The sequence below is a fragment of the Burkholderia sp. SJZ089 genome (assembly GCF_007828315.1).
Lineage (GTDB): Bacteria > Pseudomonadota > Gammaproteobacteria > Burkholderiales > Burkholderiaceae > Burkholderia > Burkholderia gladioli.
Map to the genome: position 1 here is coordinate 330,402 of NZ_VIUM01000006.1, position 20,246 is coordinate 350,647.

18 protein-coding genes are annotated in these 20,246 nt (G+C 67.6%); 13 read left to right on the forward strand and 5 right to left on the reverse strand.

The window, feature by feature from the left end; translation table 11 throughout:
• Positions 1 to 66: 66 nt before the first annotated feature.
• The gene (locus FB600_RS13960) at positions 67 to 696 is read left to right on the forward strand and encodes a glutathione S-transferase family protein (protein WP_145756881.1); all 630 of its coding nucleotides are present in this window, start codon (positions 67 to 69) and stop codon (positions 694 to 696) included.
• A gap of 145 nt (positions 697 to 841) precedes the next feature.
• Complete coding sequence (locus FB600_RS13965) at positions 842 to 1,048, forward strand: hypothetical protein (RefSeq protein WP_013697349.1); 207 nt, start codon at positions 842 to 844, stop codon at positions 1,046 to 1,048.
• Between the two features lie 198 nt (positions 1,049 to 1,246).
• On the opposite strand, the gene proP is transcribed toward FB600_RS13965, so the two are convergent.
• The gene (gene proP / locus FB600_RS13970; protein WP_096749343.1) at positions 1,247 to 2,737 is read right to left on the reverse strand and encodes a glycine betaine/L-proline transporter ProP; all 1,491 of its coding nucleotides are present in this window, start codon (positions 2,735 to 2,737) and stop codon (positions 1,247 to 1,249) included.
• A 585-nt stretch (positions 2,738 to 3,322) separates the two neighbouring features.
• Between proP and FB600_RS13975 the strand changes: the two genes are divergently transcribed.
• On the forward strand, positions 3,323 to 3,655 hold the full coding sequence (locus FB600_RS13975; protein ID WP_096749342.1) for a YnfA family protein: 333 nt from the start codon (positions 3,323 to 3,325) through the stop codon (positions 3,653 to 3,655).
• 94 nt (positions 3,656 to 3,749) lie between these two features.
• Here the strand turns inward: FB600_RS13975 and dnaQ are convergent, their stop codons facing one another.
• The 3 genes from dnaQ to FB600_RS13990 form a co-directional block, all read right to left on the reverse strand.
• The gene (gene dnaQ, locus FB600_RS13980; RefSeq protein ID WP_036034099.1) at positions 3,750 to 4,472 is read right to left on the reverse strand and encodes a DNA polymerase III subunit epsilon; all 723 of its coding nucleotides are present in this window, start codon (positions 4,470 to 4,472) and stop codon (positions 3,750 to 3,752) included.
• Positions 4,473 to 4,545: 73 nt separating this feature from the next.
• The gene (gene rnhA, locus FB600_RS13985; RefSeq protein ID WP_013697353.1) at positions 4,546 to 4,995 is read right to left on the reverse strand and encodes a ribonuclease HI; all 450 of its coding nucleotides are present in this window, start codon (positions 4,993 to 4,995) and stop codon (positions 4,546 to 4,548) included.
• Positions 4,992 to 5,804, reverse strand: coding sequence for a class I SAM-dependent methyltransferase (locus tag FB600_RS13990; RefSeq protein WP_047835375.1), 813 nt, complete (start codon positions 5,802 to 5,804; stop codon positions 4,992 to 4,994). Before FB600_RS13990 ends, rnhA begins: the two co-directional genes overlap by 4 nt.
• A gap of 18 nt (positions 5,805 to 5,822) precedes the next feature.
• Here FB600_RS13990 and gloB point away from each other — a divergent pair, with 18 nt between their 5' ends.
• From gloB to FB600_RS14030, 8 genes are all read left to right on the forward strand, one after another.
• On the forward strand, positions 5,823 to 6,629 hold the full coding sequence (gene gloB / locus FB600_RS13995) for a hydroxyacylglutathione hydrolase (protein ID WP_145756880.1): 807 nt from the start codon (positions 5,823 to 5,825) through the stop codon (positions 6,627 to 6,629).
• Positions 6,630 to 7,005: 376 nt separating this feature from the next.
• On the forward strand, positions 7,006 to 8,589 hold the full coding sequence (locus FB600_RS14000) for a transglycosylase SLT domain-containing protein (RefSeq protein WP_096750632.1): 1,584 nt from the start codon (positions 7,006 to 7,008) through the stop codon (positions 8,587 to 8,589).
• A gap of 149 nt (positions 8,590 to 8,738) precedes the next feature.
• Positions 8,739 to 9,971, forward strand: a complete 1,233-nt coding sequence (locus FB600_RS14005; RefSeq protein WP_098181962.1) for an MFS transporter — start codon at positions 8,739 to 8,741, stop codon at positions 9,969 to 9,971.
• Between the two features lie 415 nt (positions 9,972 to 10,386).
• Positions 10,387 to 11,532: a glutamine-hydrolyzing carbamoyl-phosphate synthase small subunit gene (gene carA / locus FB600_RS14010; RefSeq protein WP_017918449.1), complete on the forward strand. Its 1,146-nt coding sequence runs from the start codon at positions 10,387 to 10,389 to the stop codon at positions 11,530 to 11,532.
• A gap of 20 nt (positions 11,533 to 11,552) precedes the next feature.
• The gene (gene leuE, locus FB600_RS14015) at positions 11,553 to 12,227 is read left to right on the forward strand and encodes a leucine efflux protein LeuE (protein WP_025098576.1); all 675 of its coding nucleotides are present in this window, start codon (positions 11,553 to 11,555) and stop codon (positions 12,225 to 12,227) included.
• 51 nt (positions 12,228 to 12,278) lie between these two features.
• Positions 12,279 to 15,533: a carbamoyl-phosphate synthase large subunit gene (carB, locus tag FB600_RS14020; RefSeq protein ID WP_096749340.1), complete on the forward strand. Its 3,255-nt coding sequence runs from the start codon at positions 12,279 to 12,281 to the stop codon at positions 15,531 to 15,533.
• 119 nt (positions 15,534 to 15,652) lie between these two features.
• Complete coding sequence (greA, locus tag FB600_RS14025; protein ID WP_013697361.1) at positions 15,653 to 16,129, forward strand: transcription elongation factor GreA; 477 nt, start codon at positions 15,653 to 15,655, stop codon at positions 16,127 to 16,129.
• Between the two features lie 16 nt (positions 16,130 to 16,145).
• Positions 16,146 to 16,625: a DUF4149 domain-containing protein gene (locus FB600_RS14030; RefSeq protein ID WP_096749339.1), complete on the forward strand. Its 480-nt coding sequence runs from the start codon at positions 16,146 to 16,148 to the stop codon at positions 16,623 to 16,625.
• 85 nt (positions 16,626 to 16,710) lie between these two features.
• Here the strand turns inward: FB600_RS14030 and FB600_RS14035 are convergent, their stop codons facing one another.
• Positions 16,711 to 17,253, reverse strand: coding sequence for a YhbY family RNA-binding protein (locus tag FB600_RS14035; protein WP_013697363.1), 543 nt, complete (start codon positions 17,251 to 17,253; stop codon positions 16,711 to 16,713).
• Between the two features lie 224 nt (positions 17,254 to 17,477).
• Between FB600_RS14035 and FB600_RS14040 the strand changes: the two genes are divergently transcribed.
• Positions 17,478 to 18,140, forward strand: a complete 663-nt coding sequence (locus tag FB600_RS14040; protein WP_013697364.1) for an RlmE family RNA methyltransferase — start codon at positions 17,478 to 17,480, stop codon at positions 18,138 to 18,140.
• A 167-nt stretch (positions 18,141 to 18,307) separates the two neighbouring features.
• Positions 18,308 to 20,197 (forward strand): ATP-dependent zinc metalloprotease FtsH, encoded by a 1,890-nt coding sequence (gene ftsH, locus FB600_RS14045; RefSeq protein ID WP_013697365.1) that lies wholly within the window; start codon positions 18,308 to 18,310, stop codon positions 20,195 to 20,197.
• Positions 20,198 to 20,246: the final 49 nt, after the last annotated feature.

Sequence of the window (20,246 nt, forward strand, 5' to 3'; positions counted from 1 at the left end):
CACTGGCGCCGGGCCGCGCGACGCTGTTACAGTCGTCGGTCCCGCCGTCAACCGAGTGAGACTCAGATGAAGCTGATCGGAATGCTGGATTCGCCCTACGTTCGTCGCGCCGCCGTGTCGGCCAAGCTGCTCGGGCTGTCGTTCGAGCACCAGCCGCTGTCGGTGTTTCGTCATTTCGACGAATTCAGGGCCGTGAACCCGGTGGTCAAGGCGCCCACGCTGTTGACCGACGACGGCACCATGGTGCTCGACTCCTCGCTGATCTGCGACTACCTCGACCACCTGGTCGAGCCGCAGCGGCGCCTGCTGCCGGTGGATGCCGCCGCGCGGCTGCGCTCCCTGGAACTGATCGGCCTCGCCCTGGCGGCGGCCGAGAAGACCGTGCAGGTGGTCTACGAATGCGGCCTGCGGCCCGACGAGAAGCTGCACCAGCCCTGGCTCGACCGGGTCCTGCAGCAGCTCGACGGCGCCTACGCCGCGCTCGAGGCGCGCGTGCTCGGCACCACCGGCTGGCTGCTCGGCGAGCGCATCACCCAGGCCGACGTGACGCTGGCGGTGGTCTGGCGCTTCACGCAATACGTGCGGCCCGACCACCCGGCCCTGGCCGCCGTCGACGCCGGGCGTTACCCGAGCATCGCCGCGCTGTCGGCGCGTGCCGAGGCACTGCCCGAGTTCGCCGGCACGCCGCTGGACTGATCGGGCAGGGCCGCGGCCACCCGCGGCAGGCACGGCGATTGTTCTGCCGGGCAAACAAGTGACTTCGGCGCCGGCAGGTTTATCCGCCGGCGGCCGCTCCGTAGAATTCACTCCGTCGCCCAACCATCGTCCGCCGGAGCCCGCCATGAGAACCCTGATCGAAAATCGCCTGTATCACCCGTCCGTCGTGCTGCCGATGGTCTCGCTGATGCAACTGATGGTGACGCTCGACTTCAATCTCGGGCAGGTCGGCTTCGTGGTGGCGGGCCGCGGCGTGCGCGCGGCGGTCGAGCGCTCGCGTTCGCTGATCGACTGCCTGGCCTGCCGCAACTGCCACTGCGCCGTGCATTGATGCGGCGGCGGCTCGCCGCCGCGCCGCTCGGGACGCAGGACGACAGACACCCCCGCCTCGGCGGGGGTGTTCGTTTTTGGGCGTAAAGGAAAAGGCTGAAGCGGCGGGCCGGCAGCCAATAAAAAACCGCGCCGACCGGCGAGGTCGACGCGGTGTCTCGGGATTGCCGGTGGCGGGAGCCGAGCCCCCGCCGCAGCCTCAGGCGCGGGCCGCCGAGACTTCCGGGTAGCCCTTGTCGGCATCCTCGTCGGCGCGTTCGCGCAGCTCGCGCACCAGCGCATGGGCTTCGCGGCGCGAGGCGACCGCCGGCGGGGAGCCCTTGAGCGGCTGGCGCGCCGTCTCGCGCAGCGAGAGCACCGAGATCGCGCCGATCACGGCCGCCCCCATCAGGTAATAGGCCGGCATCATCAGGTTGCCGGTGCGGTCCACCAGCCAGGCGGTGACCAGCGGCGTGGTGCCGCCGAACAGCGAGACCGAGATATTGAAGCCGATCGCCAGCGCGCCGTAGCGGATCTCGGTCGGGAACAGCGCCGGCAGCGCCGAGGGCATCACCCCGCAGAAGCAGGACAGCAGCACGCCGAGGATCAGCAGGCCGCCGAACACGGGCAGCATCTCGCCGGTGCGGATCAGCATCAGCGCCGGTATCGACAGCGCCAGCAGGCCGATACAGCCGGCCAGCATCACCGGCTTGCGGCCCACCAGGTCGGACAGGCGGCCGGCGGCCAGCGTCATCGGCATCATCAGCACCATCACCAGCAGCACCAGCATCAGGCCGTGCGACTCGTCGAAGTGCAGCGTCGAGGACAGGTAGCTCGGCAGGTAGGACAGCGCCATGTAGTCGGTGACGTTGAAGATCAGCACCAGGCCCACGCAGAGCAGCATGGCGCGCCAGTGGCGGCCGAGCGTCTCACGGAAATTGACCTTCGGCATCGCCTTGTCCTGCACCTCGCGCAGCTCGGCCTGGCGCTTGAAGGCCGGCGTCTCTTCCAGCTTCATGCGGATGTACAGCCCGATCAGGCCGAGCGGGCCGGCCACCAGGAAGGGCACGCGCCAGCCCCAGGACAGCAGCGCTTCGTGCGAGAGCAGGGCGCTGAGCAGGGCCACCACGCCGGCGCCCATCACGTAGCCGATCAGGGTGCCGAACTCGAGGAAGCTGCCCATGAAGCCGCGGCGCTTGTCGGTCGAGAACTCGGCGATGAAGGTGGCCGCGCCGCCGTATTCGCCGCCGGTCGAGAAGCCTTGCACCAGGCGCGCGACCAGCAGCAGCACCGGCGCCATGATGCCGATCGAGTCGTAGCCGGGAATCAGGCCGATCGAGAAGGTGCCGAGCGCCATCAGGATCATGGTCATGGCGAGCACGCGCTGGCGGCCGATGCGGTCGCCCAGCGGGCCGAACACCATGCCGCCCAGCGGGCGCACCAGGAAGGCGGCCGCGAAGGTGCCGAAGGTGGCCAGCAACTGCGCGGAAGGATTGCTCGAGGGGAAGAACACCTGGCCTAGCGTCACGGCGATGTAGCTGTAGACGCCGAAATCGAACCATTCCATCGCATTGCCGATGGCCATCGCGCGCACCGCGCGCTTGAGCAGGGACTGGTCGACCACGGTGATGTCGTTGACCGTGACGGGGGCGTCGACGGACGACGCGCTAGCGGAAGAGACAGCGGAAGGGCTGACGTGTGAGGCGGTCAAGATAAAGGCTCCTTTGACAGCGGACGACGGCGGCGCGGGAAGGCGCGGACATCGCCACGGTTTGCCGGGGAGCGCAGCGGCGTGGCGGCACGGAAACGTCGGGCGCACGGGACGCCGGAGCTCGGAAAGGGGCCGCGTGCGGCGCGCCTGTGGCCGCCGCGTCGATGCGCTCATGAGATTGCCGCCGGGCTGGCCTGACAAGGGGGACCGACGGCGACCGGTGCGCGGCGTGGCGCCTGCGACCGGTAACGAACCCTGTTGAGGGCGTTGAAACGAAGCGAGGATGCCCGGAACGGACACGCTGCCTGTGATCGATATTTCGTGCGACGGGGCGAGGGCGGAGGACCGCGGACGCTCGTTGCGAAAAGCTAAATGAACGAAATAGATAAATGAAAGAGGCGCCATGTTAGCACAATGGCAGGAGATCGTGCAAATTGGCGGTGCGATCCCCGTGCCGCGGGGCTCGGCGGGAATGCGCGGCGCTGGCGCGCTCGCGCGTGGCATTACCCGTTCCCGGGTACGATGACCCCGTTTTTTCTTCCCGTTCATTCATTTCGCGGTCGCGCCTCGGCCGCATCCAAGGTCATGCCCGAATTGTTCAGGATCGGTGGATTGTTCGTCCTCACCGCGCTGGCCGAGATCGCCGGCTGCTATCTGCCCTGGCTGGTGCTCAAGGGCGGGCGCAGCGCCTGGCTGTACCTGCCCGCGGCGCTCTCGCTGGCGCTGTTCGCCTGGTTGCTGACCCTGCATCCGGCGGCGGCGGGGCGCATCTATGCCGCTTACGGCGGGGTCTATATCGCGGTGGCGCTGGCCTGGCTGCGGGTGGTGGACGGCGTGCCGCTGACGCGCTGGGACGTGGCCGGCGCCGCGCTGGCGCTGGCCGGGATGGCGGTGATCGCGCTGCAGCCGCGCGGCTGAGCGACGGCAGCGGCCGGCTGCCCGATATCGCCGGGCCGGCGAATCCGGCTGAGGGCCGCCCGGGCGGCGGCCACTTCGCGATGCGCAGCCGCCGTCAGGCGGCCGGCGCGTCTTCCTTGCGCCAGACGCAGGCGCCCTTGACCGACTTGTCGAGATCGTCGAGCTGCGCCAGGTGCGCGGCCAGCTCGTCCTCGCTGGCGGCCAGCACCGGCAGCGCCAGCGTGGCCAGCGAGACGCGCGCCGTGCCGCTCGCGCCACCCTCGTCGTCGCCGTCGCCGAGCATGTCGATCACCAGGCTTTCCTGGCCGCGCGTCATCGCCAGGTAGACCTCGGCGAGCAGCTCCGAGTCGAGCAGCGCGCCGTGCAGCGTGCGGTGCGCGTTGCTGATGCCGAACCGGTCGCACAGCGCGTCGAGCGAGTTGCGCTTGCCGGGGAACATCTGCTTGGCCTGCACCAGCGTGTCGATCACGCCGTCGCAGTGCTGGTTCAGCGGCGGCAGGCCGACGCGCTCGAACTCGGCGTCGATGAAGCCGATGTCGAAGGGCGCGTTGTGGATGATCAGCTCGGCGCCGCGCACGAAATCGCAGATCGCATGGGCGACCTCGGCGAACTTCGGCTTGTCGCTGAGGAATTCGGTGGTCAGGCCGTGCACGGCCAGCGCGCCCGGATCGCTGTCGCGTTCCGGATTCACGTAGAAATGCAGGTTGTTGCCGGTCAGCCGGCGGTTGAGCATTTCCACGCAGCCGATTTCGATGATGCGGTCGCCGGTGCGGGCGTTCAGGCCGGTGGTTTCGGTATCGAGGATGATCTGGCGCATGGGTGTTCTTCAGGATGGCCGGCGCGGGGGCCGGCGTGTGAGGGCAAGAGGCTGGGCAAGGGGCGCGGGCCGCTCAGGCCTGCTGCGACAGCGATTCGACGCCGCGGTTGGCGAGCGCGTCGGCGCGCTCGTTCTCGGCGTGGCCGGCATGGCCCTTGACCCAGCGCCATTCGATCTCGTGGCCGACCACCAGCTCGTCGAGCCGCTTCCAGAGATCGGCATTCTTGACCGGCGTCTTCGCCGCGGTCACCCAGCCTTTTTTCTTCCAGCCGTGGATCCACTCGCTGATGCCTTTCTGCACGTATTGCGAATCGGTGTGCACGACCACGTGGCAGCGGCGCTTGAGCGCCTCGAGCGCCTTGATCACGGCCAGCAGCTCCATGCGGTTGTTGGTGGTGCCGGGCTCGCCGCCGAACAGTTCCTTTTCCTGGTCGCCAAAGCGCAGCAGGGCGCCCCAGCCGCCGGGGCCGGGATTGCCCTTGCAGGCGCCGTCGGTATAGATATCGATCGATTGCAACGTCATGAATGCTCTTGATGGGTGGTGGGGGTGGCGGCGGGCGCGAGGCCGGGCGCAAGCACGGGCTTGCGGACCCGGATCGGGCCGACCAGCCGCATTTCGCGCACGCGCTTGACCGCGGTGACCATGTAGACCGCGCCGAAGATCGGCCACCAGCGGTCGCCGGCGGCCTCCATGAAGGCGTAGCGCGCCATCCACTTGTCGGTGGCCAGCGGCGGGCGGTAGCAGCCGAAGCGGCCGCGCTCGATGTCGAAGCCGAGCAGCTTCATCCAGTCCTTGAGGCGGATGAAGGCGATCGGGTCGCGCGCGGTCGGCACGAAGGGCCGGTTGGCGATGCGCCCGACCGACTGCCGGGCGCCCCACAGGCTCAGGGAGTTGAAGCCCGTGATCACCAGCCGGCCTTCCGGCATCAGCACCCGCTCGACCTCGCGCAGCAGGCCGTGCGGGTCGGCGGTGAATTCCAGCGTGTGCGGCATCACGATCAGGTCGACGCTCTGCGATTCGAACGGCAGCTCGAGCAGGTCGCACCAGACGGTGCTGCGCCCGGCCGGCGCGTGATGCGGGCCCGGCGGGTCGCCCGCCCAGGGATAGCGGAACGGCGCGCTGGCGCCGCTGGCCGGGTCCAGCACGAGGCCGCGGCCGGGCATGCGGTTCTCGCGCAGCGAATCGAGTTGCGGCAGGCCCAGTTGCAAGGCGTGGAAGCCGAACACGTCGGACACCACGCGGTCGAGCTGGGCCTGTTCCCACTCGAGCACGTAGCGGCCGGGCGGCGAGGCGCTCCAGGCGGGCCAGTCTATAATCGGACGGTCTGACATATCGATGAGTGCGCGCCCATGAACGAGCTGGAATACGTGCCGGTGCCGGCATTTGAGGACAACTATATCTGGCTCGTGTCGGATGGCAGCGACGCGGTCGCCGTCGATCCGGGCGACGCCGCCCCGGTGCGGCGATATCTCGAGGCACGGGGCTGGCGGCTAGCCGCTATTCTACTCACCCACCACCATGCCGACCACGTCGGCGGTGTGGCCGAGTTGCTCGCGCATGCCGCCGACGCCGGCCCGGTGCCCGTCTACGGGCCGGCGGGCGAGGACATCGCCCAGGTCAGCGAGCCGCTCGCGGGCGGCTCGCGCGTGCGTATCGGCAAGCCCGCGCTCGAGTTCGACGTGTTCGACGTGCCAGGCCACACGCGCGGCCATATCGCCTATTTCCAGGCGGCCGGTGCAGGCCATCCTGCGCCGCACCTGTTCTGCGGCGACACGCTGTTCTCCTGCGGCTGCGGCCGCCTGTTCGAAGGCACCCCGGCCCAGATGCTGGCCTCGCTCGACGCGCTGGCCGCGTTGCCCGGCGAGACCCAGGTGCATTGCGCGCACGAGTACACGCTCTCCAACATCCGCTTCGCGCTCGCCTGCGAGCCCGACAATGCCGCGCTGGCGGCCTGGCGCGACGATGCCTCGGCTCGCCGCGCGCGCGGCGAGCCGACCCTGCCGACCACCATTGCGCACGAGCGCGCCGTCAACCCCTTCCTGCGCGCCGACAGCGCCGCGATCGCTGCCACCCTCGAGGCCGAGCTGCACGAGGCCCCGGCCGACCGGCTGGCCGCCTTCACGCTGATGCGGGAGTGGAAGAACCGCTTCCGCTGATCCCGCCGGCAGCCGTTGCTGCCGGTCCTGCTTCGTTCCACATGGCTCCGCCGCGCTCGCGCCGATCCCCGACCGGCGCGGGGTGCGCGATCCCGCCGCCTGCCGCAACAATTCTTCACCTTCCCTGGCGCATAAGGCGCGCATCATCGGGACTCGCGCGGCCTCGGGCGGGAGCGCGCGACCGAGCGGGTTCCACGGCCCGCCGAGGCGACGTACGGTAAATCCCTGAAGGCGGCAGGCAGATGCTCAAGCGGAATCTGGAGAATGCGCCCCAAATATAGGATTTATCTGCATTTTTAGGCGTTTTTATTGACGCGATGCGCGCGCCTACCTTACTATCGCCTGCAATTTCCAGCCGTTGGAAGCCGAGATTTACATGCGATTCCTGATCAGTGCGCTATTGGTCCTGTTGCTGGCAGCCTGTGCCAGCCCGGGGCCGACCGCCCCCACCGCCGCCGCTTCCGACCCGCAAGCCGCCTCCGATTTTCTCCGCAAGTCCGCCACCTCCAAGGAAACCGTCGACGTCGACAAGCAGTCGGTCGGCGACCTGACCACCAAGGACACCGACCTGTGGGCGCGCATCCGCCGCGGCTTCCAGATGCCCGATCTGCAGAGCGACCTGGTCGACATGCAGACGACCTGGTACACGGAGCGTCCCGACTACGTGCAGCGCATGACCGAGCGCTCGCAGAAGTACCTCTATCACATCGTCGAGGAGCTCGAGGCACGCAACATGCCGACCGAGCTGGCGCTGCTGCCCTTCATCGAGTCGGCCTACAACCCGCAGGCGCTGTCGGTGGCCAAGGCGGCCGGCATGTGGCAGTTCATTCCCGGTACCGGCCGTACCTACAACCTCAAGCAGAACATGTGGCAGGACGAGCGCCGCGACGTGCTGGCCTCGACCAGCGCCGCGCTCGACTACCTGTCGCGCCTGCATGACATGTTCGGCGACTGGTACCTGGCGCTGGCGGCCTACAACTGGGGCGAAGGCAACGTGCAGCGCGCGATCGCGCGCAACCAGGCGGCCGGCCTGCCGACCGACTACCAGAGCCTGCGCATGCCGAACGAGACGCGCAACTACGTGCCCAAGCTGCAGGCGGTCAAGAACATCATCGCCAATCCGCAGCAGTACGGCCTGAGCCTGCCCGACATCCCGAACCACCCGTATTTCGTCACGGTCACCACCTCGCACGACATCGACGTGAAGATGGCCGCGCAGCTCGCGGGCCTGTCGCTCGAGGAGTTCAAGGCGCTCAACCCCTCGTTCTCGAAGCCGGTGATCCTCGGCGCGACCCAGCCGCAGATCCTGCTGCCGTTCGACAATGCCTCGCAGTTCGAGAAGGGCCTGAAGTCCTACGACGGCCAGCTGTCGAGCTGGACCACCTATACCGTCACCCAGCGCACCCGCCCGGCGGCGATCGCCGAGAAGATCGGGGTCGACGCTGATACGCTGATGGCCGTCAACAAGATCCCCGCCGGCATGCGTCTGAAGCCGGGCTCGACCATCGTGGTGCCGCGCGGCAGCGACGACGACGAGGACGTCAGTGCCGACGTTGCCGAGAATGCCGTGCTGGCGATGGAGCCGGACGTGCCGGATACGCGCAAGATGCTGATCCGGGTGCGCCGCTCGCAGTCGATGGCCGCGGTGGCCAGCCGCTATGGCGTGTCGATCGGGCAGTTGAAGGCCTGGAACCGCACGCGCCGCGACCAGGTCAGCCCGGGCCAGACCCTGGTGCTGCACGTGCCGGTGGGCCGCGTGGTGCCGGCCGAGCCGGGTCCGCAGCGGATCGCCACCTCGACGGGCGGCGCGCGCGTCGAACGCGCCAGCCTGCATACCGGCGGCAAGGCCAGCAAGCGCGGTGGGCGCGCCGCGCCGGCCAAGGCCGCCGCCAAGCCGGCCGCCGCGAAGGGCGCCAAGCCGGCCGCCAAGACCGCCTCAAACAAGAGCAAGAAGAAGTAACGTGATTCGGTCTCCGCGCGCGCGGGGGCATTGCGCCCGATCCGCTGCGCGTCGCTTATGATCCGCCCGCACGCCGTCACCGAGGTGACGGCGTTTTCGTTTTGGGTCGGCCGCGCGCCATCGCGCGCGGCGCATTCGAGGTAAGCCGCATGTCTTCCGTCCAGCTGCGCGTGTTCGCGCTGTTTTCGATCGGGTATTTCGTTTCCTACGTGTTCCGGGGCGTCAATCTCGGCTTCGCGCCGCTGATCACCCACGAGCTCGGCCTGTCGGCCGCCGATCTCGGGCTGCTGACCAGTCTCTATTTCCTCGGCTTCGCCGGCGCGCAGATCCCGGCCGGCGTGCTGCTCGACCATTACGGCCCGCGCCGCGTGACGGCCGCGATGCTGCTGTTCGCGGCGGCCGGCATCGGCCTGTTCGGGCTCGGCCACGGGATCGGCGCGCTGATGGCGGGGCGCCTGCTGATCGGGATCGGCGTGTCGGTCTGCCTGGGCGCGGCCTTCAAGGCGATCGCCGAGCATTTCCCGATCGCGCGGCTGCCGATGGTGAACGGCTTCGTGATGGCGGTGGGCGGCTTCGGCGGCGTGGCGGTCGGCTCGCCGCTGGCCTGGACGCTCGGCTTCGTGGGCTGGCGCGCGGTCTGCGCGGGGCTGGTGCTGTTGACCGTGGCGGTGGCCGCGCTGATCTGGCTCGGCGCGCCGGACGCCGCGCGCACCCATCGCCAGGCCAGCATCGGCAGCCAGTTCAAGGGCACCTGGCACATCCTGAAGAGCCCGGCGTTCTGGAAGATCGCCTCGTTCTCGGTGCTCACGCAGGGTGTGTTCTACGCCATGCAGTCGCTGTGGGTCGGCGCCTGGATGCGCGACGTGATGGGCCTGGCGCCGCGCGAGGCGGCCGCGCTGGTGTCGGTGATCGGCCTGGCGATGATGGCGGGCAGCGTCGGCACCGGCGCGGCGGCGCGCCTGCTGGAACGCTGCGGCCTGTCGGTCTATGCCTTCTGCGGGATCGGCATGGGCTGCTTCGTGCTCACCCAGTTGGCGATCATGCTGCGCGCGCCGCTGCCGGCCGTGGTGTTGTGGGCCGCCTACGGCGCATTCGGCGGGATCGGCATCCTCAGCTACGCGATCCTCGCCGAGCATTTCCCCTCGCAACTGATCGGTCGCGCCAACACCACGCTGACCCTGGTGATCTTCCTGCTGATCTTCGGCTTCCAGGTCGGGGTCGGCGCGGTGCTGTCGCAATGGCCGACGCTGGGCGGCCACTATCCCGCCGCCGCGCACCTGACTGCCTGGGGCGTGCTGGTCGCGCTGCAACTGGCCAGCGCGATCTGGTACGTGTTGCCGGGGCGTGCGCGGATCGGGGCCGGGCAGCATCCCTCGTCCTGAGGTCGCTGGAGCAGAGCGGGGCGGGGCGGCAGGTGCGGTGGTTCTGACCCTCTCGAATCGTTCGACGCCGGCTGGTGTCGAGGAATCGGCCGATGTCGCCGGGCCAGGCGGTCAAACCCTTGTCACACAAGGCTGGGTAGATCCGATTTGAGATAGGTCCCGTTTCACGCTATAATTTGAAGGTTTGTGCAATTCAACCCCGCACCCTAGCGCCTACCTCCAAATCCCCGTCTTCCGCCGCCTGCCTCCCGGCACGCGACGCCGCCGAATGCAGCCTGCCGATCCATCGATCCGGCGCAGCTCCGGCGCGTCGTCCGGGTGAGCCGAGCGAGCGCCGGCGAACGCCTCCCGTGAGGCGAACCGGCCGCGGCAGGTCGACAGGTCGGCAGCAAGGGTGTCCCCCAAGGAGCCTCCCGTGTTGCCGTCTTTTTCTCCCGCCTTGCTCGCACTCGCCGACGGCACGGTGTTTCGCGGTTATTCGATTGGCGCGGCCGGCCATACGATCGGCGAAGTCGTGTTCAATACCGCGATCACCGGCTATCAGGAAATCCTGACCGACCCGAGCTACGCGCGGCAGATCGTAACGCTCACGTATCCCCACATCGGTAATGTCGGTGTCAACCGCGAAGACGTCGAAGCCACCAAGGTGCACGCCGCCGGCCTGATCATCCGCGACCTGCCGGTGCTGGCGTCCAACTTCCGCATGGACCGTACGCTCGGCGACTACCTGCGCGACGAAGGCGTGGTCGCGATCGCCGGCATCGACACCCGCAAGCTGACCCGCGTGCTGCGCGACAAGGGCGCGCAGAACGGCTGCATCCTGGCCGGTTCCGACGACGAGGCCAAGGCGGTCGCGCTGGCACGCTCGTTCCCGGGTCTGGCCGGCATGGATCTCGCGAAGGTGGTCTCGACCGACAAGCCGTTCGCCTGGAAGCAGAGCGAGTGGCGCCTCGGCAGCGGCTACGGCGAGCAGAGCGCGCCGCGCTTCAAGGTCGTCGCCTACGATTTCGGCGTCAAGTACAACATCCTGCGCATGCTGGCCGAGCGCGGCTGCGACGTCACGGTGCTGCCCGCCCAGGCGAGCGCGGCCGAGGCGCTGGCGCTGAATCCGGACGGCGTGTTCCTGTCGAACGGCCCCGGCGATCCGGAGCCTTGCGACTACGCGATCGCCGCCGCCAAGGAGTTCATCGAGCGCGGCGTGCCGACCTTCGGCATCTGCCTGGGCCACCAGATCATGGGCCTGGCGGTCGGCGCCAAGACGCTGAAGATGAAGACCGGCCACCACGGCGCGAACCACCCGGTGAAGGACCTGACCGACGGCCGCGTGGTGATCACCTCGCAGAACCACGGTTTCGCGGTCGACGCCGACTCGCTGCCGGCCAATGCGCGCGCCACCCACGTCTCGCTGTTCGACGGCACGCTGCAGGGCTTCGAGCTGACCGACAAGCCGGCCTTCTGCTTCCAGGGCCACCCGGAAGCCTCGCCGGGCCCGCACGACATCGGCTACCTGTTCGATCGCTTCACCTCGCTGATGGAAACCGCGAAGGCGCGCAGCGCCTGAGCGAGCGGAGACGGCACATCATGTTCGGACATGCACTCGGGATCACGGATTTCTGGACCTACGTCGTCGGCGTGGTGTTCATCATCCTGCTGCCCGGCCCGAATTCGATGTACGTGCTGTCGCTGGCGGCGCAGCGCGGGGTCAAGGCCGGTTATCGCGCGGCCTGCGGCGTGTTCGTCGGCGACGCGGTGCTGATGCTGCTGTCGGCGGCCGGCGTCGCTTCGCTGCTCAAGGCCAACCCGCTGCTGTTCTCGGTCGTCAAATATGGCGGCGCCGCCTACCTGTTCTACATCGGCTTCGGCATGCTGCGCGGCGGCTGGCGGGCGCTGCGTGCCTCGCGCGCCGGCACCGCGGCCCCCGCGCCGACGGCCCCCGCGCGCACCGTGGACGGCGAGCGGCCGTTCCGCAAGGCGCTGGTCGTCAGCCTGCTGAATCCGAAGGCGATCCTGTTCTTCATCTCGTTCTTCATCCAGTTCGTCGATCCGAGCTACCGCTATCCGGTGGTGTCCTTCGTCGTGCTGGGCGCGATCTCGCAGTTCACGAGCTTCCTGTACCTGAGCACGCTGATCTTCGCGGGCGCACGTCTTGCCGAACAGTTTCGCCGCCGCCGCAAGCTCGCGGCGGGCGCGGCCAGCGGCGTGGGCAGTCTGTTCATCGGCTTCGGCCTCAAGCTCGCCTTCGCGACGATCCGATGAACGCAGCCGCCGCTCAAGCGCATTAACGATTACTTTTTGAATACTCGAGCCATGCCAAAACGCACAGACATCAAGAGCATCCTCATCATCGGCGCCGGCCCGATCATCATCGGCCAGGCGTGCGAGTTCGACTACTCGGGCGCGCAGGCATGCAAGGCCTTGCGTGAGGAAGGCTACAAGGTCATCCTCGTCAACAGCAATCCGGCGACGATCATGACCGACCCGAACACGGCCGACGTCACCTACATCGAGCCGATCACCTGGGAAGTGGTGGAGCGCATCATCGCCAAGGAGCGCCCGGACGCGATCCTGCCGACCATGGGCGGCCAGACCGCGCTGAACTGCGCGCTCGACCTGCACCACCACGGCGTGCTGGAGAAGTACCAGGTCGAGCTGATCGGCGCCTCGCCCGAGGCGATCGACAAGGCGGAAGACCGCCAGAAGTTCAAGGACGCGATGACCAAGATCGGCCTGGGTTCGGCCAAATCGGGCATCGCGCATTCGATGGAAGAGGCGCTCAAGGTGCACGGCGAGATCGCCGCGATCACCGGCGGCAGCGGCTACCCGACGGTGATCCGCCCGTCCTTCACGCTGGGCGGCTCGGGCGGCGGCATCGCCTACAACCGCGAGGAATTCGAGGAAATCTGCAAGCGCGGCCTCGACCTCTCCCCGACGCGCGAGCTGCTGATCGAGGAATCGCTGCTGGGCTGGAAGGAATACGAGATGGAGGTGGTTCGCGACCGCGCGGACAACTGCATCATCGTCTGCTCGATCGAGAACCTCGACCCGATGGGCGTGCACACCGGTGATTCGATCACCGTCGCGCCGGCCCAGACGCTCACCGACAAGGAATACCAGATCCTGCGCAATGCCTCGCTGGCGGTGCTGCGCGAGATCGGCGTCGACACCGGCGGTTCGAACGTGCAGTTCGCGATCAACCCGAACGACGGCCGCATGGTGGTGATCGAGATGAACCCGCGCGTGTCGCGTTCCTCGGCGCTGGCCTCGAAGGCCACGGGCTTCCCGATCGCCAAGGTGGCGGCCAAGCTCGCCATCGGCTACACGCTCGACGAGCTGAAGAACGAGATCACGGGCGGCCAGACGCCGGCCTCGTTCGAGCCGACCATCGATTACGTGGTGACCAAGATCCCGCGTTTCGCCTTCGAGAAGTTCCGCGAGGCCGATTCGCGCCTGACCACCCAGATGAAGTCGGTGGGCGAGGTGATGGCGATCGGCCGGACCTTCCAGGAATCGTTCCAGAAGGCGCTGCGCGGCCTGGAAGTCGGCGTCGACGGCCTCGACGAGAAGTCGGTCGATCGCGACGAGATCGTGCGCGAGATCGGCGAGCCGGGTCCGGACCGGATCTGGTATGTCGGCGATGCGTTCCGGGTCGGCATGTCGGCCCAGCAGATCTTCGAGGAAACCGCGATCGACCCGTGGTTCCTGGCCCAGATCGAGCAGATCATCCTGAAGGAGAAGGCGCTCGGCGGTCGCACGCTGGCGAGCCTCACGAAGGACGAGCTCTACTTCCTGAAGCAGAGCGGCTTCTCGGATCGCCGCCTGGCGAAGTTGCTGGCCGCGAGCCCCGCCGAGGTGCGCGCGCGCCGCCTGGAGCTGAACGTGCGCCCGGTCTACAAGCGGGTCGATACCTGCGCGGCCGAGTTCGCCACCAAGACCGCCTACATGTACTCGACCTACGAGGAAGAGTGCGAGGCGCAGCCGACCGACAACAAGAAGATCATGGTGCTGGGCGGCGGCCCGAACCGGATCGGCCAGGGCATCGAGTTCGACTACTGCTGCGTGCACGCGGCGCTGGCGATGCGCGAGGACGGCTACGAGACCATCATGGTCAACTGCAACCCGGAAACGGTCTCGACCGACTACGACACCTCCGATCGTCTCTACTTCGAGCCGCTCACGCTCGAGGACGTGCTGGAAGTGGTCGACAAGGAAAAGCCGGTCGGCGTGATCGTCCAGTACGGCGGCCAGACGCCGCTGAAGCTGGCGCTCGACCTGGAAGCTGCGGGCGTGCCGATCATCGGCACCTCGCCGGACATGATCGATGCCGCCGAGGACCGCGAGCGCTTCCAGAAGCTGCTGCAGGAGCTGGGCCTGCGCCAGCCGCCGAACCGCACCGCGCGCGCCGAGGACGAGGCGCTGGCGCTGGCCGCCGAGATCGGCTACCCGCTGGTGGTGCGCCCGTCCTACGTGCTGGGCGGCCGCGCCATGGAGATCGTCCATGAGCCGCGCGACCTCGAGCGCTACATGCGCGAGGCCGTGAAGGTCTCGAACGATTCGCCGGTGCTGCTCGACCGCTTCCTCAACGACGCGATCGAATGCGACGTGGACTGCATCTGCGACGGCGAGGCCGTGTTCATCGGCGGCGTGATGGAGCACATCGAACAGGCGGGCGTGCACTCGGGCGACTCGGCCTGCTCGCTGCCGCCGTACTCGCTGGCCAAGGAAACCGTGCTCGAGCTGAAGCGCCAGACCGCCGCGATGGCCCGCGCATTGAACGTGGTCGGCCTGATGAACGTGCAGTTCGCGATCCAGCAGGTGCCGCAGGCGGACGGCTCGAAGCAGGACGTCATCTACGTGCTGGAAGTGAACCCGCGCGCCTCGCGCACCGTTCCCTACGTGTCGAAGGCCACCAGCCTGCCGCTGGCGAAGATCGCCGCGCGCGCGATGGTCGGCCAGAAGCTGGCCGCGCAGGGCGTGACCAAGGAAGTCGAGCCGCCTTATTTCAGCGTCAAGGAAGCGGTGTTCCCGTTCGTCAAGTTCCCGACCGTGGATCCGGTGCTCGGACCGGAAATGCGTTCGACCGGCGAAGTGATGGGCGTGGGCCGCACCTTCGGCGAAGCGCTGTTCAAGTCGCAGCTCGCGGCCGGCTCGCGCCTGCCCGAGTCGGGCACGGTGCTGCTGACGGTGATGGATGCCGACAAGCCCAAGGCGGTCGAAGTCGCGCGCATGCTGCACGACCTCGGCTACCCGATCGTCGCCACGCGCGGCACGGCCGCCGCGATCGAGGCGGCCGGCGTGCCGGTGAAGGTGGTCAACAAGGTGAAGGACGGCCGTCCGCACATCGTCGACATGATCAAGAACGGCGAGATCGCGCTGGTGTTCACCACCGTCGACGAGACGCGCGCGGCGATCGCCGACTCGCGTTCGATCCGCATGAGCGCGCAGGCGCAGAAGGTCACCTACTACACCACCATGTCGGGCGCGCGCGCGGCGGTGGAAGGCCTGCGCTACCTGAAAGACCTCGAAGTCTATGATTTACAAGGTCTTCATGCTCGCCTAAACTAAGCCGTCGGGTTTTCCCAGGCACCACATGCCGCGATTAAGCGGTGTTTCCGGCGTTCCCGGAAATGCGCTTAATCGCGGTGATTTTTTTTATGCCCGTTTTTGTTTATTGAGCCGTTTTTATGAGCACCATTCCGTTGACCAAACGTGGCGCCGAACAACTCCGCAGTGAGTTGCAGCGCCTGAAATCGGTCGAGCGTCCGGCCGTGATCAATGCGATCGCCGAAGCGCGTGCGCAGGGCGATCTGTCCGAAAACGCCGAATACGACGCCGCCAAGGAAAAGCAGGGTTTCATCGAGGGCCGGATTGCCGAGATCGAGTCGAAGCTGTCGGCCGCCCAGGTGATCGACCCGTCCGTGATCGACGCGGAAGGCCGCGTGGTGTTCGGCGCTACCGTCGAACTCGAGGATCTCGGGTCGAGCGCCACGGTGAAGTACCAGATCGTCGGCGACGACGAAGCCGATATCGACCACGGCCTGATCTCGGTCAGCTCGCCGATCGCGCGTGCCCTGATCGGCAAGTCCGAGGGTGACGTGGCCGCCGTGCAGGCCCCCAGCGGCGTGCGCGAGTACGAGATCATCTCGGTCAGCTACGTCTGAGCCCGGGAGCGATCCGATGCGCCATGCGCCCCGGTTGTTCCGTCTTCTCACCACGATCTGGGTCGGCAGCCTGCTGACCATCGGTTATGCGGTCGCGCCGATACTGTTCGTCGCGCTCGATCGCGCCAGCGCGGGCGGCGTGGCCGCGCGCCTGTTCCGGATCGAGGGACTGATCGGCGTGGTCTGCGCCGTGCTGATGCTGCTGATCGCGAACGCGCGCGTGCGCGCGGGCGATGTTGCCTACCGGCGTTCGCGCCTGCTGGTCGCCGCGATGCTGCTGTGCGTGCTGGTCGGCTATTTCGCGATCGAACCCTTCATGGACGCGATGCGCTTGGCGGCCCAGGCGGCCGGCACCGATGTCGGCCATTCTGAATATGCGAGCCGCTTCGGGATGCTGCACGGCATGTCGAGCCTGTTCTACCTGGTCGAAAGCGTGCTGGGACTGTGGCTGGTGTGGAGCCTGCCGGTGGCGGGCGAGGGCCGCGGCGGCGCTTGAGCCGTTCCTGACGCCGCCCTTGATTGGAGCGGCATGTGGCCGGGCCGGCGGGAAAGATGCCCGCGCCGGCCGGCATCATCAGCGATCACTTGTCGTTCTGGAACGGGCGCTTCGCGCTCTGCTGACGCTTCTTGGCACGCTTCACGGTACCGCCCGCGGTCACGCGCTCGTTGCCGCGCACCACCACCTTGGTGGCCCGCGGCTTGCGCACCGGGCTGGCGTCGGGCGAGTGCTTGACCACCTTCACGGTACGCGGGGCGCGGCCTTTAGTCGCGGGCTCGGCGGCGCCGAGCTTGGCGGCCTCGCGCGCGCTGGGCAGGCCGCGGCGGCCGCGAACCGGCGCCACCTCGGCTTGCTCCGGGCGCCAGATCACCAGCAGCTTGCCGATGTGCTGGATCGGCGCGGCATTCAGGCGGTCGCAGATGTCTTCGTAGATCGCGATGCGGGCATCGCGCTCGTCGCCGAATACGCGGATCTTGATCAACTGGTGCGCGGCCAGGTGGACCTTGATCTCGGCCAGCACGGCGTCGGTCAGGCCTTCGGCGCCGATCAGCACGACCGGCTTCAGCGCATGGGCTTGTGAACGCAGCGCGGAGCGCTCGACGGGGGAAAGCGAAAGGGCAGGCATCGGAACTCTGGAATCGAATAGAACGGCGCGCCCGCGGGCGCGCGCGAAAACCACGTAAAATCGCGGCGGTACGCCTTCGAGGCGTCCGCCGCGCGAAATAGACGCGTATTATCCGCCAAAAGCCGGTGCCGACGAAACCATTGCGCGTTCGAGGGGCCCGGCGGGCCGCCGCAAGCCTGGTTTCGCGGCGGCACTGTGGCATTTGGCAGACATTTTTCCCCTGCATGGCAAAGAACCGTTTCAATCAGTCGTGGCTGCACGACCATATCAACGACCCCTACGTGAAGCTGGCGCAACGGGAGGGTTACCGCGCGCGCGCGGCCTACAAGCTCAAGGAAATCGACGACCAGGACAAGCTGATCCGTCCCGGGCAGGTGATCGTCGACCTGGGCGCCGCTCCGGGCAGCTGGAGCCAGTACGCGCGCAACAAGCTGGCCCAGGGCAAGCAGCGCGACAGCCAGCGCGAAGGCGGGATCGACGGCATCATCATCGCGCTCGACATGCTGCCGATGGAGCCGATCGCCGACGTGCACTTCATCCAGGGCGACTTCCGCGAGGACGAGGTGCTGCGCCAGCTCGAGGACGTGCTGGAAGGCCGCGCGGTGGACCTTGTAATTTCCGACATGGCCCCCAACCTGTCCGGCGTGGCCCTGGCGGATGCGGCGCGGATCGAACATGTCTGCGACCTCGCGCTCGAATTCTCCCAGAACCATCTCAAACCGGATGGCGCCCTTTTAGTGAAGTGCTTTCACGGCAGCGGCTACAGCCAGATTGTCGAAAAGTTCAAGCATCAGTTCCGCACGGTCGCGCCGCGCAAGCCGAAGGCTTCGCGCGATAAATCGTCGGAGACATTTATTTTGGGTCGGCATCTGAAGCATCCGCGCTGACGGATGCGCAGCCGCCGCAGCCCGGCCGGGAGCCTTGCCGGTCATGGGGTTTGCCTATCGAAGCGTTTGGCGAACCTTATGGCGACGGGCTTCGGACTGGATTAGAATGCCACGGGAGTGCCGCAGGAAAACTGCGGGCGCTCTTCTATGAGTGAAGGAGTGGTGCTTTGAACAACAATATGTTCTCGAAAGCGGCAGTGTGGCTCGTGATCGCACTGGTGCTGTTTACAGTGTTCAAGCAGTTCGACAAGCCCCGCGTCCAGGAAGGTGTGTCGTATTCGCAGTTCATGGACGACGCCAAGGCCGGCAAGATCAAGAACGTGATCGTGCAGGGGCGCAACCTCACCGTCACTCCTGCCGAAGGCCAGAAATACCAGATCGTGTCGCCTGGCGACATCTGGATGGTCGGCGACCTGATGAAGTTCGGCGTCCAGGTGAGCGGCAAGGCCGACGACGAGCCCAACGCGCTCGTCTCCGCGCTGTACTACCTGGGGCCGACGCTGCTGATCATCGTGTTCTGGTTCTACATGATGAGACAGATGCAGGGCGGCGGCAAAGGCGGCGCCTTCTCGTTCGGCAAGTCGCGCGCGCGGCTGATCGACGAGAACAACAACGCCGTGAACTTCTCCGACGTCGCGGGCTGCGACGAAGCCAAGGAAGAAGTGTCCGAGCTGGTCGATTTCCTGCGTGATCCCCAGAAATTCCAGAAGCTGGGCGGGCGCATCCCGCGCGGTGTGCTGCTGGTCGGCCCCCCGGGTACCGGCAAGACGCTGCTGGCGCGCGCCATCGCCGGCGAGGCCAAGGTGCCGTTCTTCAGCATCTCGGGTTCGGACTTCGTCGAAATGTTCGTCGGCGTGGGCGCGGCCCGCGTGCGCGACATGTTCGAGCAGGCCAAGAAGCACGCACCCTGCATCGTGTTCATCGATGAAATCGACGCGGTCGGTCGCCATCGCGGCGCCGGCATGGGCGGCGGCAACGACGAGCGCGAGCAGACGCTGAACCAGATGCTGGTCGAGATGGACGGCTTCGAGGCCAATTCGGGCGTGATCGTGATCGCCGCCACCAACCGTTCCGACGTGCTCGACAAGGCGCTGCTGCGCCCGGGCCGTTTCGACCGCCAGGTCTATGTCGGCCTGCCCGACATCCGCGGCCGCGAGCAGATCATGCGCGTGCACCTGCGCAAGGTACCGATCTCCAACGACGTCGACGCGGCCGTGCTGGCGCGCGGCACGCCGGGCTTCTCGGGTGCCGACCTGGCCAACCTGGTCAACGAGGCGGCGCTGTTCGCCGCGCGTCGCGGCAAGCGCATCGTCGAGATGCAGGACTTCGAGGACGCCAAGGACAAGATCTTCATGGGTCCGGAGCGCAAGTCGGCCGTGATCCGCGAGGAGGCCAAGCGTGCCACGGCGTACCACGAAGCCGGCCACGCGGTGGTCGCCAAGCTGCTGCCGAAGGCCGATCCGGTCCACAAGGTCACCATCATCCCGCGCGGTCGCGCGCTGGGCGTGACCTGGCAGTTGCCGGAGCACGACAACGAGACCTACTCGAAGGACTACCTGCTCGACCGTCTCGCGATCCTGTTCGGCGGCCGCGTTGCCGAAGAGCTGTTCATGAACCTGATCAGCACCGGCGCCTCGGACGACTTCAACAAGGCGACCCAGACGGCCCGCGCGATGGTGACGCGCTTCGGCATGACCGATGCGCTCGGGCCGATGGTCTACGCCGACGACGACAACGACGGCGGCCCGTTCGGCAAGGGCTTCACGCGTGCCATCTCGGAAGCGACGCAGCAGAAGGTCGATGCGGAAATCCGCCGCGTGATCGACGACCAGTACAGCCTGGCGCGACGCCTGCTCGACGAGAACCGCGACAAGGTCGAGGCCATGACGGCCGCGCTGATGGAGTGGGAGACCATCGACGCCGACCAGATCAACGACATCATGGCGGGCCGCCCGCCGCGCTCGCCGAAGAGCAGCGGCAACGTGCCGCCGGCGAGCGATCCTTCGGGCGGCGCCGGCGCCGAAGTCAAGCCGGGCAACGCGACCGCGCCGGCGTAATCCCGCCACGGGATTCCAATCGACGGGCTGGTGTGAATCACACCGGCCC

Excerpts from the sequence above, each read along its gene's own strand:
- FB600_RS13965 (WP_013697349.1), top strand. The coding sequence starts at position 842 with ATGAGAACCCTGATCGAAAATCGCCTGTATCACCCGTCCGTCGTGCTG.
- dnaQ (WP_036034099.1), bottom strand. The coding sequence starts at position 4,472 with ATGCGCCAGATCATCCTCGATACCGAAACCACCGGCCTGAACGCCCGC.
- FB600_RS14005 (WP_098181962.1), top strand. The coding sequence starts at position 8,739 with ATGTCTTCCGTCCAGCTGCGCGTGTTCGCGCTGTTTTCGATCGGGTAT.
- FB600_RS14030 (WP_096749339.1), top strand. The coding sequence starts at position 16,146 with ATGCGCCATGCGCCCCGGTTGTTCCGTCTTCTCACCACGATCTGGGTC.
- FB600_RS14040 (WP_013697364.1), top strand. The coding sequence starts at position 17,478 with ATGGCAAAGAACCGTTTCAATCAGTCGTGGCTGCACGACCATATCAAC.
- leuE (WP_025098576.1), top strand. The coding sequence starts at position 11,553 with ATGTTCGGACATGCACTCGGGATCACGGATTTCTGGACCTACGTCGTC.
- FB600_RS13975 (WP_096749342.1), top strand. The coding sequence starts at position 3,323 with ATGCCCGAATTGTTCAGGATCGGTGGATTGTTCGTCCTCACCGCGCTG.
- gloB (WP_145756880.1), top strand. The coding sequence starts at position 5,823 with ATGAACGAGCTGGAATACGTGCCGGTGCCGGCATTTGAGGACAACTAT.
- FB600_RS14035 (WP_013697363.1), bottom strand. The coding sequence starts at position 17,253 with ATGCCTGCCCTTTCGCTTTCCCCCGTCGAGCGCTCCGCGCTGCGTTCA.
- FB600_RS14000 (WP_096750632.1), top strand. The coding sequence starts at position 7,006 with ATGCGATTCCTGATCAGTGCGCTATTGGTCCTGTTGCTGGCAGCCTGT.
- FB600_RS13990 (WP_047835375.1), bottom strand. The coding sequence starts at position 5,804 with ATGTCAGACCGTCCGATTATAGACTGGCCCGCCTGGAGCGCCTCGCCG.
- FB600_RS13960 (WP_145756881.1), top strand. The coding sequence starts at position 67 with ATGAAGCTGATCGGAATGCTGGATTCGCCCTACGTTCGTCGCGCCGCC.
- rnhA (WP_013697353.1), bottom strand. The coding sequence starts at position 4,995 with ATGACGTTGCAATCGATCGATATCTATACCGACGGCGCCTGCAAGGGC.
- greA (WP_013697361.1), top strand. The coding sequence starts at position 15,653 with ATGAGCACCATTCCGTTGACCAAACGTGGCGCCGAACAACTCCGCAGT.
- carB (WP_096749340.1), top strand. The coding sequence starts at position 12,279 with ATGCCAAAACGCACAGACATCAAGAGCATCCTCATCATCGGCGCCGGC.